This window comes from Frigoribacterium sp. VKM Ac-2859, from assembly GCF_013204925.1.
Lineage (GTDB): Bacteria > Actinomycetota > Actinomycetes > Actinomycetales > Microbacteriaceae > Frigoribacterium.
The window spans coordinates 519,224-533,749 of the sequence record NZ_JABMLC010000001.1 but is presented as its reverse complement, the minus strand read 5'-3'; the positions used below and the strand labels follow the sequence as shown (position 1 = coordinate 533,749).

14 protein-coding genes are annotated in these 14,526 nt (G+C 72.1%); 10 read left to right on the top strand and 4 right to left on the bottom strand.

Annotation, left to right across the window (positions count from 1 at the left end):
• The first annotated feature begins 147 nt into the window (after positions 1–147).
• Positions 148–1,908, top strand: coding sequence for a 2-isopropylmalate synthase (leuA, locus tag HQQ78_RS02505; RefSeq protein ID WP_173150941.1), 1,761 nt, complete (start codon positions 148–150; stop codon positions 1,906–1,908).
• Positions 1,909–2,523: 615 nt separating this feature from the next.
• Here the strand turns inward: leuA and HQQ78_RS02500 are convergent.
• Complete coding sequence (locus HQQ78_RS02500) at positions 2,524–3,186, bottom strand: trimeric intracellular cation channel family protein (protein WP_056045653.1); 663 nt, start codon at positions 3,184–3,186, stop codon at positions 2,524–2,526.
• 34 nt (positions 3,187–3,220) lie between these two features.
• On the opposite strand from HQQ78_RS02500, the gene recO reads away from it, so the two are divergent.
• Together recO and HQQ78_RS02490 are read left to right on the top strand one after the other, a co-directional pair.
• Entirely contained in the window at positions 3,221–3,964 is a 744-nt protein-coding gene (recO, locus tag HQQ78_RS02495) for a DNA repair protein RecO (RefSeq protein ID WP_123570177.1), read from the top strand.
• Positions 3,961–4,758 carry an isoprenyl transferase gene (locus HQQ78_RS02490; protein ID WP_307785064.1) on the top strand — a complete coding sequence of 266 codons (798 nt, stop codon included), beginning with the start codon at positions 3,961–3,963 and terminating at the stop codon, positions 4,756–4,758. The genes recO and HQQ78_RS02490 overlap by 4 nt, the downstream gene beginning before the upstream one ends.
• Positions 4,759–4,769: 11 nt before the next feature.
• On the opposite strand, the gene HQQ78_RS02485 is transcribed toward HQQ78_RS02490, so the two are convergent.
• On the bottom strand, positions 4,770–5,441 hold the full coding sequence (locus HQQ78_RS02485; protein ID WP_173150940.1) for a hypothetical protein: 672 nt from the start codon (positions 5,439–5,441) through the stop codon (positions 4,770–4,772).
• Between the two features lie 32 nt (positions 5,442–5,473).
• Entirely contained in the window at positions 5,474–6,430 is a 957-nt protein-coding gene (locus tag HQQ78_RS02480; RefSeq protein ID WP_371740318.1) for a LysR family transcriptional regulator, read from the bottom strand.
• An 81-nt stretch (positions 6,431–6,511) separates the two neighbouring features.
• On the opposite strand from HQQ78_RS02480, the gene HQQ78_RS02475 reads away from it, so the two are divergent.
• From HQQ78_RS02475 to HQQ78_RS02455, 5 genes are all read left to right on the top strand, one after another.
• A complete protein-coding gene (locus HQQ78_RS02475) occupies positions 6,512–7,552 on the top strand; it encodes an aminotransferase class V-fold PLP-dependent enzyme (RefSeq protein WP_173150939.1) in 1,041 nt (346 codons plus the stop codon).
• Positions 7,553–7,630: 78 nt separating this feature from the next.
• The gene (locus tag HQQ78_RS02470) at positions 7,631–9,016 is read left to right on the top strand and encodes a glycine--tRNA ligase (RefSeq protein WP_056045637.1); all 1,386 of its coding nucleotides are present in this window, start codon (positions 7,631–7,633) and stop codon (positions 9,014–9,016) included.
• 577 nt (positions 9,017–9,593) lie between these two features.
• On the top strand, positions 9,594–10,622 hold the full coding sequence (locus HQQ78_RS02465) for a glycyl-tRNA synthetase (protein WP_173150938.1): 1,029 nt from the start codon (positions 9,594–9,596) through the stop codon (positions 10,620–10,622).
• Positions 10,619–11,287, top strand: coding sequence for a DsbA family protein (locus tag HQQ78_RS02460; RefSeq protein WP_159826441.1), 669 nt, complete (start codon positions 10,619–10,621; stop codon positions 11,285–11,287). Before HQQ78_RS02465 ends, HQQ78_RS02460 begins: the two co-directional genes overlap by 4 nt.
• The gene (locus HQQ78_RS02455; protein ID WP_173150937.1) at positions 11,284–11,475 is read left to right on the top strand and encodes a hypothetical protein; all 192 of its coding nucleotides are present in this window, start codon (positions 11,284–11,286) and stop codon (positions 11,473–11,475) included. Before HQQ78_RS02460 ends, HQQ78_RS02455 begins: the two co-directional genes overlap by 4 nt.
• On the opposite strand, the gene HQQ78_RS02450 is transcribed toward HQQ78_RS02455, so the two are convergent.
• Positions 11,465–11,989 (bottom strand): aminoacyl-tRNA deacylase, encoded by a 525-nt coding sequence (locus HQQ78_RS02450; RefSeq protein ID WP_173150936.1) that lies wholly within the window; start codon positions 11,987–11,989, stop codon positions 11,465–11,467. The two genes, HQQ78_RS02455 and HQQ78_RS02450, sit on opposite strands and share 11 nt — an antisense overlap.
• 15 nt (positions 11,990–12,004) lie before the next feature.
• Here HQQ78_RS02450 and dusB point away from each other — a divergent pair, with 15 nt between their 5' ends.
• Together dusB and HQQ78_RS02440 are read left to right on the top strand one after the other, a co-directional pair.
• A complete protein-coding gene (gene dusB / locus HQQ78_RS02445; RefSeq protein ID WP_056045623.1) occupies positions 12,005–13,162 on the top strand; it encodes a tRNA dihydrouridine synthase DusB in 1,158 nt (385 codons plus the stop codon).
• A 45-nt stretch (positions 13,163–13,207) separates the two neighbouring features.
• A complete protein-coding gene (locus HQQ78_RS02440; RefSeq protein WP_082460243.1) occupies positions 13,208–14,479 on the top strand; it encodes a deoxyguanosinetriphosphate triphosphohydrolase in 1,272 nt (423 codons plus the stop codon).
• Positions 14,480–14,526 lie beyond the last annotated feature (47 nt).

The window sequence follows — 14,526 nt, the reverse complement described above, 5'->3', positions numbered from 1 at the left end:
GGTGCTAGCCTCGTCACGTGTTCACCGGCCTGCTCCTCCTTAGCTGCCGCGGCGAGTCCTGACCCAGGCCCCCCTCGTCGCGGAGTTCGTCGTCGGCCGACACCCCCGCGAAGAGCAGCCCCTCGAGGGCGAGAGAGACCACAGGACATGAAGAACGCACAGCAGCCGTCGGCCATGCCGATCCACAAGTACCGGCCCTTCCACGAGCAGATCGCCGTCGACCTGCCTGATCGCACCTGGCCGTCGAAGCGCATCACCGAGGCGCCCCGCTGGTGCGCCGTCGACCTGCGCGACGGCAACCAGGCGCTGATCGACCCGATGAGCCCCGAGCGCAAGCGCATCATGTTCGACCTGCTGGTCGGCATGGGCTACAAAGAGATCGAGGTCGGCTTCCCGAGCGCCTCGCAGACCGACTTCGACTTCGTCCGCAGCCTCATCGACGAGGGGGCCATCCCCGACGACGTGACGATCCAGGTGCTGACCCAGGCGCGCGAGCACCTGATCGCCCGCACCTACGAGTCGATCGCCGGTGCCAAGCAGGCCATCGTCCACCTGTACAACTCGACGAGCGTCCTGCAGCGGGACGTCGTGTTCCGCACCGACCGGCAGGGCATCGTCGACATCGCCCTCGAGGGCGTCCGCCTGTGCCTCGAGGCCGAGAAGACCATCCCCGAGACGGCCGTGTTCTACGAGTACTCGCCCGAGAGCTACACCGGCACCGAGCTCGACTTCGCGCTCGACATCTGCAACCAGGTGATCGAGGCCTTCGACGCGACGCCCTCGCGACCGGTGATCGTCAACCTGCCGGCGACCGTCGAGATGGCGACCCCCAACGTCTACGCCGACTCGATCGAGTGGATGCACCGTCACCTGGCCCGCCGCGACAGCGTCATCCTGTCGCTGCACCCGCACAACGACCGGGGCACCGGCATCGCGGCCGCCGAGCTGGGCTACCTGGCCGGCGCCGACCGCATCGAGGGCTGCCTCTTCGGCAACGGCGAGCGCACGGGCAACGTCGACCTCGTCGCGCTGGGCATCAACCTGTTCACCCAGGGCATCGACCCGCAGATCGACTTCAGCGACCTCGACATGGTCAAGCGCACCGCCGAGCACTGCAACCAACTGCCCGTGCACGAGCGCAGCCCCTGGGCCGGCGACCTCGTCTACACGGCGTTCTCCGGTTCGCACCAGGACGCCATCAAGAAGGGCTTCGAGGCCATGGCCGCGACCGCGGCGTCGCGCGGGGTCGACGTCGACGCGCTCGAGTGGGCGGTGCCGTACCTGCCGGTCGACCCCAAAGACCTGGGGCGCAGCTACGAGGCGGTCATCCGCGTCAACTCGCAGTCGGGCAAGGGCGGCGTGGCCTACCTGCTGAAGGCCGACCATGCCATCGACCTGCCGCGCAAGCTGCAGATCGAGTTCAGCGGCGTCGTGCAGTCGCGTACCGACCAGGAGGGGGGCGAGATGACGAGCGCCCACATCTGGTCGATCTTCCAGGACGAGTACCTCCCCGCCGACGAGGCCGACGACAAGTGGGGTCGCTTCGAGTTGACCCGGACGAGCACCGCGAGCGACATGTCGGGCGAAACCGTCCTCGACGTCGACCTGCGGGTCGGCGAGAAGGTCGAGTCGACGTCGGCCCGGGGCACGGGGCCCATCGCGGCGTTCATCGCCGTCCTCGCCGAGCAGGGCGTCCAGGTCAAGCTGTACGACTACGTCGAGCACACCCTCAGCGCCTCGGGCGACGCCCAGGCCGCGGCCTACGTCGAGCTCGACGTCGACGGCACGCGGCTCTGGGGAGTCGGCATCGACGCCGACATCTCGACGGCGTCGCTCAAGGCCATCGTCTCGGCGGTGAACCGCGCCATCCGCACGACGACCGACGTGCGCGAGCTCGCGTCGGTCTGAGCGGCCGCCCCGACCCGTCCCGACCCGCCCCCGGTGCCCTCGCGGCACCGGGGGCGTCGTCGTGCCGGCGGTGTCGCGCCTGCGGGTGTCGGCAACTCCTGCCTCGTGTAGCGCGCAGGCGCCGATGTGCGGCGTGTCGGGGTGTGCTGGCGCAGGGGGCAGGAGTTCCCGACGGGTGCGGGCAACTCCTGCCCGGTGTCGTGCGGGGGTGCGGGTGTGCGGCGTGTGGGGCTGTGCTGGCGCAGGGGGCAGGAGTTGCCGACGGGTGCGGGCAACTCCTGCCTGGTGTCGTGCGGGGGTGCGGGTGTGCGGCGTGTCGGGGTGTGCTGGCGCAGGGGGCAGGAGTTGCCGACGGGGTGCGGCCCGGGCCCGACGAAGGACGACGGGCCCGACGAGGGGCGACGGGCCCGACGAGGGGCGACGGGCCCGACGAGGGACGAGGGACGAGGGACGACGGGCCCGACGAGGGGCGACGTGCCCGGCGAGGGACGAGGGGCGACGTGCCCGGCGACGGGCCCGGCGACCGGCCCGGCGACCGGCCCGACACCGAGCCCGACGCCGAGCCCGGCGTCGGGCCCGGCGACGGGACCGGGCGTCGAGACCGGGCAGCCGGACTCAGCGCGGACGACGCCAGCGGGGCAGCCGGCTGAGGGCACGCTGCTCGGGCAGGGTCCAGCCGAACCGCACCGCCAGCATGCGGATGACCAGGGTGATCGACGTGCCCGCGATCGCGGAGACGGCCACGGGTGCGCCGAGCGTCACGGCAACGACCAGCACGACGGTGCCGCCGGCCGCCGCCACGGCGTAGAGCGATCCCACGTGCATCATCGCGATGGTGAGGTTCATCAGCAGGTCGCGGAGCACCGAGCCGCCGACGGCCGCGATGACCCCGACGAACACGGCCGGGATCTCGGGCAGTCCGAGCGAGAGGGCCTTGGTCGACCCGATCGCGCCGAGCAGGCCGATGGTCAGCGCGTCGAGCACGGTGATGACCCCGGCCAGCCGGGTGAACACGCGCTGGAGCGCCATGCCGACGATCGCCGCGGCGACGGCGACGAGCAGGTACCAGTTGCTCGACATGGCGCGCGGCACCTCGCCGAGCAGCACGTCGCGCAGCACGCCGCCGCCGAGCCCGGTGGCGATCCCGATGATGGCGATTCCGAGCAGGTCGAGACGGCGGTCCTTGTACTCCGACGCGAACATCGCCCCCTGCAGGCTGCCGATGCCGACGGCGAGGAGGTCCACCCACAGGGGTACGGCGAAGGCTGTGGCGTGCACCTGACGTTTGTACCACGCGTGCGATGCTTGGTCGGTGCCCGTCTACCGTGATGAATGCGTCGTGCTGCGCACCCACAAGCTGGGTGAGGCCGACCGCATCCTCACGATGCTCAGCCGCAACCACGGCAAGATCCGGGCCGTGGCCAAGGGCGTCCGACGGACGGCGTCGAAGTTCGGGGCGCGCCTCGAGCCGATGATGGTCGCCGACCTGCAGCTCTACGAGGGCCGCTCGCTCGACATCGTGCAGCAGGCCGAGTCGCTCGGCTCGTACGGTGCCGTGATCGCGGCCGACTACGAGAGCTACACGGCCGGCAGCGTGATGGTCGAGACGGCCGACAAGCTGACCGAGGCCGAGGCGGGTCTGCAGCAGTACCTCCTGCTCGTCGGGGCCCTCCGCTCGCTCGCGCGGCACGAACACGCCCCCCAGCTCACGCTCGACTCGTACCTCTTGCGTGCGCTCAGCATCGCGGGCTGGTCGCCGAGCTTCGGCGACTGCGCCGTGACCGGTGCCCCCGGGCCGCACTCGGCCTTCGTCGTCCAGCTCGGTGGCGTGGTGGCCGACTCGCACGCGCCTCCCGGCGCTCCGCGCTTGACGCAGGAGGCGCTGGCCCTGTTGGGCGCGCTGCTCACGGGGGACTGGGACCACGCCGAGGACGCACCCGACGCGACCCGCAACCAGGCGAGCGGCGTCGTCGCCGCCTACACGCAGTGGCACCTCGAACGGGGACTGCGATCGCTGCAGCACGTCGACCGGGTGCCCGGAAGAGAGAGACCGTGAAGAAGACCCACCGCGACGCCGCCGACTTCCGCCCCCTCGACTGGACGGGCGTCCACCCGCCCGAGATGCCGCGGGGCGGAGTGCCCGAGCACGTCGCGATCGTGATGGACGGCAACGGCCGCTGGGCGAACGGGCGCGGGCTCACCCGCGTCGAGGGCCACAAGGCCGGCGAGATGTCGCTGCTCGACGTGGTCGCCGGGGCGATCCAGATCGGCGTGAAGCACCTCAGCGTGTACGCGTTCTCGACCGAGAACTGGAAGCGCTCGCCCGACGAGGTGCGCTTCCTGATGGGCTTCAACCGTGACGTGCTGCACCGACGTCGCGACCAGCTGAACGCTTGGGGCGTGCGGGTCCGCTGGGCCGGGCGCAAGCCGCGGCTGTGGGGGTCGGTGATCAGGGAACTGCAGTTCGCCGAAGAGCTGACCCAGGGCAACGACGTCCTGACGTTGACGATGTGCGTCAACTACGGCGGGCGGACCGAGATCGCCGACGCGGTGCGCTCGATCGCCGACGACGTCGCCGCCGGTCGGCTCAAGCCCTCGGCCGTCGGCGAGAAGCTGATCCAGAAGCGGCTGTACGCTCCCGAACTGCCCGACGTCGACCTCTTCGTGCGCAGCTCGGGCGAGCAGCGCACGAGCAACTTCATGCTCTGGCAGTCCGCCTACGCCGAGATGGTGTTCCTCGACCGGCTGTGGCCGGACTTCACCCGGACCGACCTCTGGCAGGCCGTCGAGACCTACGCCTCGCGCACCCGTCGTTTCGGGGGAGCGGTGGACGCCCCCGGTCCGGCCTGACCGGACGCCCGTCAGAACTGGATGTTGGCGCCCAGGAAGATCCGCTCGGCCGGCCACAGGAACTGCAGGGTCAGCGGTCCGTCGCTCGCCCGGTGGAACCAGGCGTTGGCGAAGACGGTCGACTCGCCCGGCAGCAGGTACCAGTTCGCGCTGTCGGCGGGGAACTTCGACTCGAGCGAGGTCTCGTAGCCCAGCTGGGTCAACAGATCCTGCCCGGCGAAGACGTCCTGCGTGGCGAGGTCGTTGCCGTACGACGAGTAGTCGGCGCTCAGGTCGGTCAGGTCGAGCCGACGCTGCGAGTTGTTCGTCAGCACGTAGGCCGTGACCTCGACGTCGGTGCCCGCGGGGTAGGGGTCGGTGCGGTCGGGGCGCGCGTAGATCGAGGGCGCCGAGGTCGTCAGCTCGCCGACGCCGTAGACGTAGATGGTGAGGTCCTTGTAGTTGACCTGGCCGAGCAGCGTGCCCCCGGGGGCGAGGGCGTAGGGCTGCGACCCCGTGCCGCCGCCGGTGCCGGGAGCCCCGGTGACCTGGGGCTGCGGCGCGCCGGTGGTTCCCGGGCCGGGGGTCGACGCCGATCCGCCCGCACCGGCCGGGGTGAGGTCGTCGAGGCTCGGGAAGCAGCCGGTCAGCCCGACGAGGGCCAGCACCGAGACGGCGATGCCGACGGTCAGTCTTGTGCGCACGACCTGCACCTCTCCTGGTTCGTCGGGCCAGCCTAACCCGGCGCCGTGGACGGCTCGCCCCGTGGCACCGGCACGAGGCCCAGCGCGTCGCCGTCCACCTGCTCGAAGGCGTCGAGGACCGCCCGCACGCTCGGCACCCGGTCGCCGCCACGCCCGTGGACCACGTGCACGACGCGGGCGAGGCCGTCGTCGAGCTCCACCACCCGCACCCCGCGAGGCACGGCGGCGGACACGAGCGAGAGCCCCGGCAGCAGGGCGACGCCGAGGCCCGCCGCGACGAGGCCGAGCACGGCCAGGGCGTTGTCGGTCTCGAGCACGATCTCGGGCTCGAACCCGGACGCGGCGCAGGTCGCGAGCAGGTGGCCCCGGCAGCGGGGGCATCCGCCGATCCACCTCTCGTGCGCGAGGCCGCCGAAGTCGTCGCCTCGCGTGAACGGGTGGGCAGACGGCACGGCGAGCACCGTGCGGTCGACGAAGGAGGCGCGGTGCAGCAGACCGTCGAGGTCGCCTTCGCCCCCGGAGTCGCCCCCGTGACGGAAGGTGACCGCGACGTCCGCCGAGCCGTCGCGCAGTCGTGCCAGCGCCTCCGGGGGTTCCGCCTCGACGTAGTCGACCGTGAGGCCCGGATGCCGGTCGCGCAGGCGCGAGAGCACGTCGGGGACGATCGTCGACGACGCGCTGGGGAACCCGGCCAGGGTGACGTGGCCCGTGGCGACGCCGCCCAGGTCGTCGAGGTCCTGCCGTGCGGCGTCGAGGGCCGCCTGCACGTGGACGGCGTGAGCGGCGAGCCTGTGCCCGGCCTCGGTGAGGGCGACGCCGCGCCCGGCGCGGAGCACGAGCGGTTGCCCGACCTGGCGTTCGGCTCGACGCAGCTGCTGGCTGACGGCGGGTTGGCTGTAGCCGAGCAGGGCGGCCGCCGCCGTGATGGTGCCGGTGTCGGCCACGGCGCGGACGACGCGCAGGGACGCGAGGTCGAGATCGTCGGGCACGGTCGAATCATAAGCCGCGGTGATGATCGGCCTCAGACACTGGTGGTTGTCCTTCGGTCTCGACGGGGGGAGCCTGGGGACATGACCGCGTCCCGACCCGACCTCTTCGCCCCCGCACCGGGTTATCTGGCCGCCTGCACCATGGGCCTGCCGATGCGGTCCACGATCGAGGCGTCGCGCGCCGACCTCGACCGGTGGTCGTCCGGTCGGGCCGGCCCTGCCGCCTACGGCGCCGTCGTCGAGGAGGCGCGCGCGGCCTTCGCGCGGCTGGCCCGGGTCGGCATCGACCGCGTGGCCATCGCGTCGCAGACGTCGGCGATGGTCGCCGTCATCGCGGCCTCGGTCCCGGACGGCGCCGAGGTGCTGGTGCCCACGGGCGACTTCAGCTCGATCGTCTACCCCTTCGTGGTGCAGGAGGCGCGGGGCATCCGGGTGCGGAGCGTCCCGCTGGCCGAGCTGGCCGGCTCCGTCGGGCCCGGCACGCACCTCGTGGCCTGGTCGGCCGTCCAGTCCGCCACCGGCGAGGTCGCCGACGACGCCGCCATCGTCGCCGCGGCGTCCCGACACGGGGCGTTGACGCTGTGCGACCTCACGCAGGCGGCCGGCGTGCGGCCCGTCGACGCCTCGCGGTACGACGCCAGCGTCACGCATGCCTACAAGTGGTTGTGCTGCCCGCGAGGGGTGGCATTCCTCACCGTGGGGGAGCGGCTGCAGGAGGCCATGGTCCCGGCCCAGGCCGGCTGGTACGCGGGCGACGACGTGTGGGCCTCGTGCTACGGCCCCGACATGAGCCTCGCCACGGACGCGCGGGCCTTCGACGTGTCGCCCGCCTGGCAGGCCTGGGCCGGGGCGCTGCCCGCGCTCACGACGTTCGCCGGGCTCGACCCCGACGAGACCTGGGCGCACGCCGCCGGGACGGGCGACGCGCTCTGCTCGCGGCTCGGGATCGAGGCGCAGGGCCGCGCGATCGTGACCTGGGCCGATCCCGACGGACGCGACCAGCGCCTCCTCGGCGACGCCGGTCTCGTGGTCTCGGGGCGCGCCGGTCGCGTCCGCGTGGCCTTCCACCTCTGGAACGACGAGAGCGACGTCGAGGCCGTCGCCGTCGCGCTCGGCCGGTGACGCACCGCCGGTAGAGTTGCCGGGTACCTCGACCGACCGGGCACCCAGCTCGGGCCTCAACTCATCGGAGCATCACACGTGGCAGCACCCAACCGTCTCGATTCCGTCATCGCCCTGGCCAAGCGCCGCGGCTTCGTCTTCCAGTCGGGAGAGATCTACGGCGGTTCGCGCTCGGCTTGGGACTACGGGCCCCTCGGCGTCGCCCTGAAGGAGAACATCAAGCGTCAGTGGTGGCAGACCATGGTGCAGGGCCGCGACGACGTCGTCGGCCTCGACTCGGCGGTCATCCTGCCGCGCCAGGTGTGGGAGGCCTCGGGGCATGTCGAGGTCTTCAGCGACCCGCTGGTCGAGTCGCTGCACACCCACAAGCGTTACCGCGCCGACCACCTGCTCGAGGCGTACGAGGCCAAGCACGGCCACCCGCCCGAGAACGGCCTGGCCGACGTCCGCGACCCCGACACGGGCCAGCCCGGCTCGTGGACCGAACCGCAGAACTTCTCCGGTCTGCTCAAGACATTCCTCGGCCCGGTCGACAACGAGCAGGGCATGGCGTACCTGCGACCCGAGACCGCGCAGGGCATCTTCACCAACTTCGACAACATCCTGCAGTCGTCGCGCATCAAGCCGCCGTTCGGCATCGGCCAGATCGGCAAGAGCTTCCGCAACGAGATCACGCCCGGCAACTTCATCTTCCGCACGCGCGAGTTCGAGCAGATGGAGATGGAGTTCTTCGTCGAGCCCGGCAGCGACGAAGAGTGGCACCAGTACTGGATCGACCAGCGGTTCCAGTGGTACGTCGACCTCGGCATCGACCCCGAGAACCTGCGCCTCTACGAGCACGCGGCCGAGAAGCTCTCGCACTACTCCAAGCGCACCGTCGACATCGAGTACCGCTTCCGGTTCGCCGGCGGCGAGTTCGGCGAGCTCGAGGGCATCGCGAACCGCACCGACTACGACCTCAAGACCCATGCCGCCGCCTCGGGCAAAGACCTGACCTACTTCGACCAGGCCAAGAACGAGCGCTGGACCCCCTACGTCATCGAGCCCGCGGCCGGTCTCACCCGCTCGCTCATGGCGTTCCTCGTCGACGCCTACACCGAGGACGAGGCACCGAACGCCAAGGGTGGCGTCGACAAGCGCACCGTGCTGAAGCTCGACCGTCGCCTGGCACCGATCAAGGTGGCCGTGCTGCCGCTCAGCCGCAACGAGCAGCTGTCGCCGATGGCCCGCGGGCTCGCCGCCGACCTCCGCAAGTACTGGAACATCGACTTCGACGACGCGGGCGCCATCGGCCGACGCTACCGCCGCCAGGACGAGATCGGCACGCCGTTCTGCGTCACGGTCGACTTCGACTCGCTCGAGGACGACGCCGTGACCGTGCGCGAGCGCGACACCATGGCCCAGCAGCGCATCCCCCTGGCCGGGCTGCGCGCCTACCTGGCCGAGCAGCTGCTCGGCGCGTAGCCGCCGGGGCGCCTCGCGCCCGCCCCTCCGCGACGGGCCCCCGTCGTGCACGCGTTGCACGACGGGGGCCCGTCTGTCGTCGGCAACTCCTGCCTCCCGCCGCGACCCGCGCCGCCCACGTGGCGTGTCGCTGATCCACGAGGCACGGGGCAGGAGTTGCCGACCGCCCAGCGCCTCCGCACCCCCTCGCGCTCAGCCGATCGCCGTGCACTTCCGCGCTCCGTCGTGCTCAGCCGATTGCCCTTTACCTCCGTGCCCCGCCGTGCTCGGCCGATCGCCCGGGGACTCCGCGCACCCTCGTGCCGCCCCGCGCCCGGTCGCGTCGACCCGTGCCGCCCTTCGCCTCCGCGCCCGGTCCGTTCGTGGGGCGATGCGTCGGCAACTCCTGCCTCGTGCCGCGACCCGCGCCGCCCACACGGCGTGTCGCGGGCCCACGAGGCACGGGGCAGGAGTTGCCGTCGCCCGAGTCGCAGTCCCCGCGACGAGGTCTCGGCCCCAGGGGAGCCACGCGCGGCCACCGTCCCCAAGCCGCCCTCGGCCGCCCCGGGAGAGGGGCACCGCTCGGCACGCTGTCGGCATGACCACGATCGCCGAACTCGTCTCCGATGCCGGTGGCCTGCTGCACAAGCGTGACCTGGTCGCGCTGGGTGCCACGGACCGCCACCTGACCGTCGCCGTGCGCGCCCGCACGGTCCGTCGTCCCCGACGTGGCTGGTACTCGACGTGGCCGCCCCACGACCCGAGGTTCGTCGCCGTCGCAGTGGGTGGCCGGCTCACCGGGGCAGCTGCCCTGCACCAACTCGGGGCCTGGTCGTGGCGACGCCCGCGGATCACGGTCTCGGTACCCGAGACCGCCTCCCGCCTCCGACGTCGACGGGGCGTCCGGGTGGTCTGGGACCCCGTCGCTCTGGGAGCCCGAGGCTCGACCTGGATGGTGGACCCACGTGACGCCCTCGCCCGCGCGGTCGTCGAGGCGGCATCGCTCGAGGATGCGGTGATCCTGGTCGACTGGGCCCGCAGCATCGGCCTCGTCGCCGACGACGAGGACGCCGCCGAGGTCCTGGCACGGAAGCGTGCCGATGCCGCGGGCCTCGTGGCCTGGAGCGACGGGGGAGCCGAGAGCATCCTCGAGTCGGCGGCCGGGACGCGGCTCCGGCTGGCCGGGCACCACGTCGTGCGGCAGGTGCCCGTCGGCACCACGGGCAAGGTCCTCGACATGCTCGTCGACGGCATCGTCGGTCTCGAGACCGATGGTCGCGAGCACCACGAGAGGCGGTTCGACCAGGACCGCCTCAAGGACGCGGCCATCGCTCTCGACGGGCTCGTCCCGTTCCGGGCGGGGACGATCATGGTGCGTGACCTGTGGCCTCGCACCTCGGCCGCGATCGACGCCCTGGTCGCCACGGCGGGTGGCCCGACGCCCGGGTCACGTGTCGGCAACTCCTGCACACCCCGGGTGCTGGGCTCCCGCGGCCGCAGGAGCTGGCGGCTCGCCGCACCCGGGCGGCGCACGAGGCAGGAGTTGCCGACAGGGGAGGTGCCTGAGGGGGGCGGAGGGACGGCGCGGGGAATGGCGGGGCCCGGCCGAGGGTTGGGCCTGCCGTGACCGCAGACCCAGCCACCCCGTCCGCGACCGTCAAGGTCGACATCTGGTCCGACATCGCCTGCCCGTGGTGCTTCATCGGCAAGCGCAAGTTCGAGGAGGCCGTGCGACGTTTCGACGGCCCCGTCGAGGTCGAGTACCACTCGTTCGAGCTCTCGCCCGACACCCCGGTCGACTTCGAGGGTGACGAGGTCGACTTCCTCTCGAAGCACAAGGGCATGCCCGCCGACCAGGTCCGCGGCATGCTCGACACCGTCGCCGGCATCGCGTCCGAGGTCGGCCTCGCCTACGACTTCGAGCACCTGCAGCACACCAACACGGTCAAGGCGCACGAGCTGCTCCACTTCGCCAAGGCGAACGGGCGTCAGGCCGAGATGAAGGAACGCCTCCTCCACGCCTACTTCGAGGAGGGCCGCCACGTGGGCCGCGTCGACGATCTCGTCACGTTGGCCGCCGAGGTCGGCCTCGACGAGCAGGAGGCGCGCGAAGCTCTCGAGACCGGGCGTCACCTCGACGACGTGCGGTCCGACCAGGCCCAGGCGCAGGCCTTCGGCATCACCGGCGTCCCGTTCTTCGTCCTCGACGGCAAGTACGGCATCTCGGGCGCCCAGGCTCCCGAGACGTTCGTCCAGGCCCTCGAGCAGGTCGCCTCCGAGGTGGCCCGATGAGCGATTCCCGCGAGGCCGGGGCCGGGGCCGGGTCCGTGGCCGGGCTCGCGACGCCGTTCGCGCCGTTGACCATGCTCGGTGCACCGGACGCCGTCGCCTGTGAGGGGGACTCCTGCCTGGTCGTCCCCCCGGTCGCCGAGGGCACGTCTACGGTCGCCGAGCCCGGGAGGCGCGGCGTCAGTCGCTGACGTCGGCCACGGTCGCGTCGTACGCGGCGACGAGGTCGTCGGCCTCGACGAAGGCGCTGAAGCCGTGGGCTCCGGCACCCAGGGCGACGCGCCTCCCCACGATGCGGGAGTCCGCGACCACGGGCCACGCGGTCGAGCTGCCCAGGGGCGTGATGGTGCCCCGCTCGTACCCGGTGACCTCGAGGGCGACGTCGGCGCTCGGCATCGACAGCTTGTTGACGCCCACGACGGCTCGGAGCTTCGCCCACGAGATCTGTCGGTCGCCCGGCACGAGCGCGAACAGGAACGAGCCGTCGTGTCGCTTGACCACCAGGCTCTTCACGATGTCGGACGGTTGCAGCCCGAGCAGAGCGGCAGCGGCCTCGAGCGAGTCGGCCGCGGGGCGCGCGACGATCTCGACCGCGAGACCGCGCGCAGCGGCGTCCGCCCGCACCCGGTCCGTGCCGTCGGGTCGACCCTGGTCGCCCCCGACGTCCGCGTCGTCCACACCACTCGTCAGCCCGCCGTCGCTCATGGGAGAATCGTAACGATGTCCACCACCACCCTGCCCTCGCGCGGCCTCTCGATCGGACCGATCGACGTGGCCTCGCCCGTCGTGCTCGCCCCCATGGCCGGAATCACCAACACGGCGTACCGCCGCCTCTGTCGCGAGTACGGCGCCGGCCTCTACGTGAGCGAGATGATCACGAGTCGGGCGCTGGTCGAGCGCACGCCCGAGTCGATGCGCCTCATCCAGCACCACGAGTCCGAGACGCCGCGCAGCATCCAGCTCTACGGCGTCGAGCCGAACACGGTGGCCGAGGCGGTCACCATGCTCGTCGCCGAGGACCGTGCCGACCACATCGACCTCAACTTCGGCTGCCCGGTGCCCAAGGTCACGCGCAAGGGCGGTGGCTCGGCCCTCCCCTGGAAGATCGGCCTCTTCCGCGAGATCGTCGAGGGTGCCGTCAAGGCCGCCGGCGACATCCCGTTGACCGTCAAGATGCGCAAGGGCATCGACGACGACCACCTCACCTATCTCGAGGCCGGTCGAGCCGCCCAGGGGGCCGGGGTCGCGAGCATCGCGCTGCACGCCCGCACGGCCGCCGACTTCTACTCGGGCACCGCCGACTGGTCCGCCATCGCCACCCTGAAGCAGACCGTGACCGACGTGCCGGTCCTCGGCAACGGCGACATCTGGTCGGCGGCCGACGCCCTGCGCATGGTCGACGAGACCGGGTGCGACGGTGTCGTCGTGGGTCGCGGTTGCCTCGGTCGGCCGTGGCTGTTCGGCGACCTCGCCGCGGCCTTCCGCGGCGAAGACCTGAAGGCCGAGCCGACGCTCGGCGAGGTGGGTCGGGCCTTCCGGCGTCACGCCGAACTCATGGTCGAGTTCTGGTCGGGCGACGAGGGCCGCGCCTGCCGCGACATGCGCAAGCACGTCGCCTGGTACTTCAAGGGCTACCCCGTGGGCGGCGAGGTGCGGGCGGCTCTCGCCCTGGCCGACTCGTTGCAGCAGATCGACGACCTGCTCGCCACGATGGACCCCCACGAGCAGTACCCCGGCGAGGCGGCCGAGGGGCCGCGCGGCCGGGCGGGCAGCCCGAAGCGCCCCGCCCTGCCCGACCGGTGGCTCGAGAGTCGCGAGCTCGACGAGGCCTTCAAGGCCGAGCTCGCCGCCGCCGAGCTGCACCACAGCGGCGGCTAGGCGCCTCCTCCCGACATCCCTTCCCGTCCCGACCGAGAGGCCCCGGTGTCCACCGAAGCCCTGCCGAGCGCCACCCCCGGGTACGACCCCGCCGATTCCGAGCGCTGGGCGCCCGAGCAGCACTCCAACCGGCGAAGCGACTTCGCCCGCGACCGGGCCCGGTTGCTGCACTCGAGTGCGCTCCGGCGCCTGGCGGCCAAGACGCAGGTGCTGAGCCCCACGGCCGGCCTCGACTTCGCGCGTAACCGGCTGACGCACTCGCTCGAGGTGGCGCAGGTCGGTCGCGAGCTCGCCACGAGCCTCGGCCTCGATCCCGACGTCGTCGACACGGCCTGCCTCGCGCACGACCTCGGCCACCCGCCGTTCGGGCACAACGGCGAGCGGGCGCTGAACGACTGGTCGACCGACATCGGCGGCTTCGAGGGCAACGCGCAGACCCTGCGTCTGCTGACCCGCATCGAGCCGAAGGTCATCGACGCGACGGGACGCAGCTTCGGGCTGAACCTCACCCGTGCCAGCCTCGACGCCAGCTGCAAGTACCCGTGGCCCGCGGCCCAGGGCATCCCCGACCCGGGCGGTCGCATGAAGTTCGGTTTCTACGACGACGACACGGCCGCCTTCGAGTGGCTGCGTCGTGGTGCCCCGCGTCGCCGGCGGTGCGTCGAGGCCCAGGTCATGGACCTCAGCGACGACATCGCGTACTCGGTCCACGACTTCGAGGACGCCGTGGTCAACGGCTACGTCGACGTGGCCGCCCTCGGGGCGCGGGTCGACCACGACTCGCTCGTGACGGCCATGCACGAGTGGGTCGGCGGAGAGCTCAGTCGCGACGAGTTGACCGAGGCCTTCGACCGGTTGCAGGCGCTGCCGTTCTGGCTCGAGTCGTACGACGGCAGCCGGTTCGCGCAGGCCCGTCTCAAGAACCTCACGAGCCAGCTGATCGGGCGCTTCGCCGGTTCGGCCACCCAGGCGACGCGTGAGTCCTATCCCGGTGACGCCCTGATGCGCTTCGGCGCGTCGGTGGTCGTCGCCCCGGACGTGATCGGCGAGATCGCCGTGCTCAAGGGCATCGTCGCGGCCTTCGTCATGACGCGGGACAACCGGCAGCCCATCTACCTCCGGCAGCGCGAGGTCCTGACGAGCCTCGCCGACGCCCTGTGGCAGGCGGGCCCGTCAGAACTCGACCGTGGCTTCGCCGCCGACTGGGCCTCGGCGGACGACGACGCCGCGAGGCGCCGGGTCGTCGTCGACCAGGTCGCCTCGCTGACCGACCAGAGCGCGATGGCGTGGCACGACCGGCTCACCGCCGGCCGGTGACGGCGAGTCGCCGAGGAGGCGCGGGTCCCGACCGGCCGCACCGCGCC

Bases quoted from the DNA above. Each gene is read 5' to 3' on its own strand.
- leuA (WP_173150941.1), top strand. From the start codon at position 148: ATGAAGAACGCACAGCAGCCGTCGGCCATGCCGATCCACAAGTACCGG.
- HQQ78_RS02475 (WP_173150939.1), top strand. From the start codon at position 6,512: ATGACCGCGTCCCGACCCGACCTCTTCGCCCCCGCACCGGGTTATCTG.
- HQQ78_RS02465 (WP_173150938.1), top strand. From the start codon at position 9,594: ATGACCACGATCGCCGAACTCGTCTCCGATGCCGGTGGCCTGCTGCAC.
- HQQ78_RS02455 (WP_173150937.1), top strand. From the start codon at position 11,284: ATGAGCGATTCCCGCGAGGCCGGGGCCGGGGCCGGGTCCGTGGCCGGG.
- HQQ78_RS02450 (WP_173150936.1), bottom strand. From the start codon at position 11,989: ATGAGCGACGGCGGGCTGACGAGTGGTGTGGACGACGCGGACGTCGGG.
- dusB (WP_056045623.1), top strand. From the start codon at position 12,005: ATGTCCACCACCACCCTGCCCTCGCGCGGCCTCTCGATCGGACCGATC.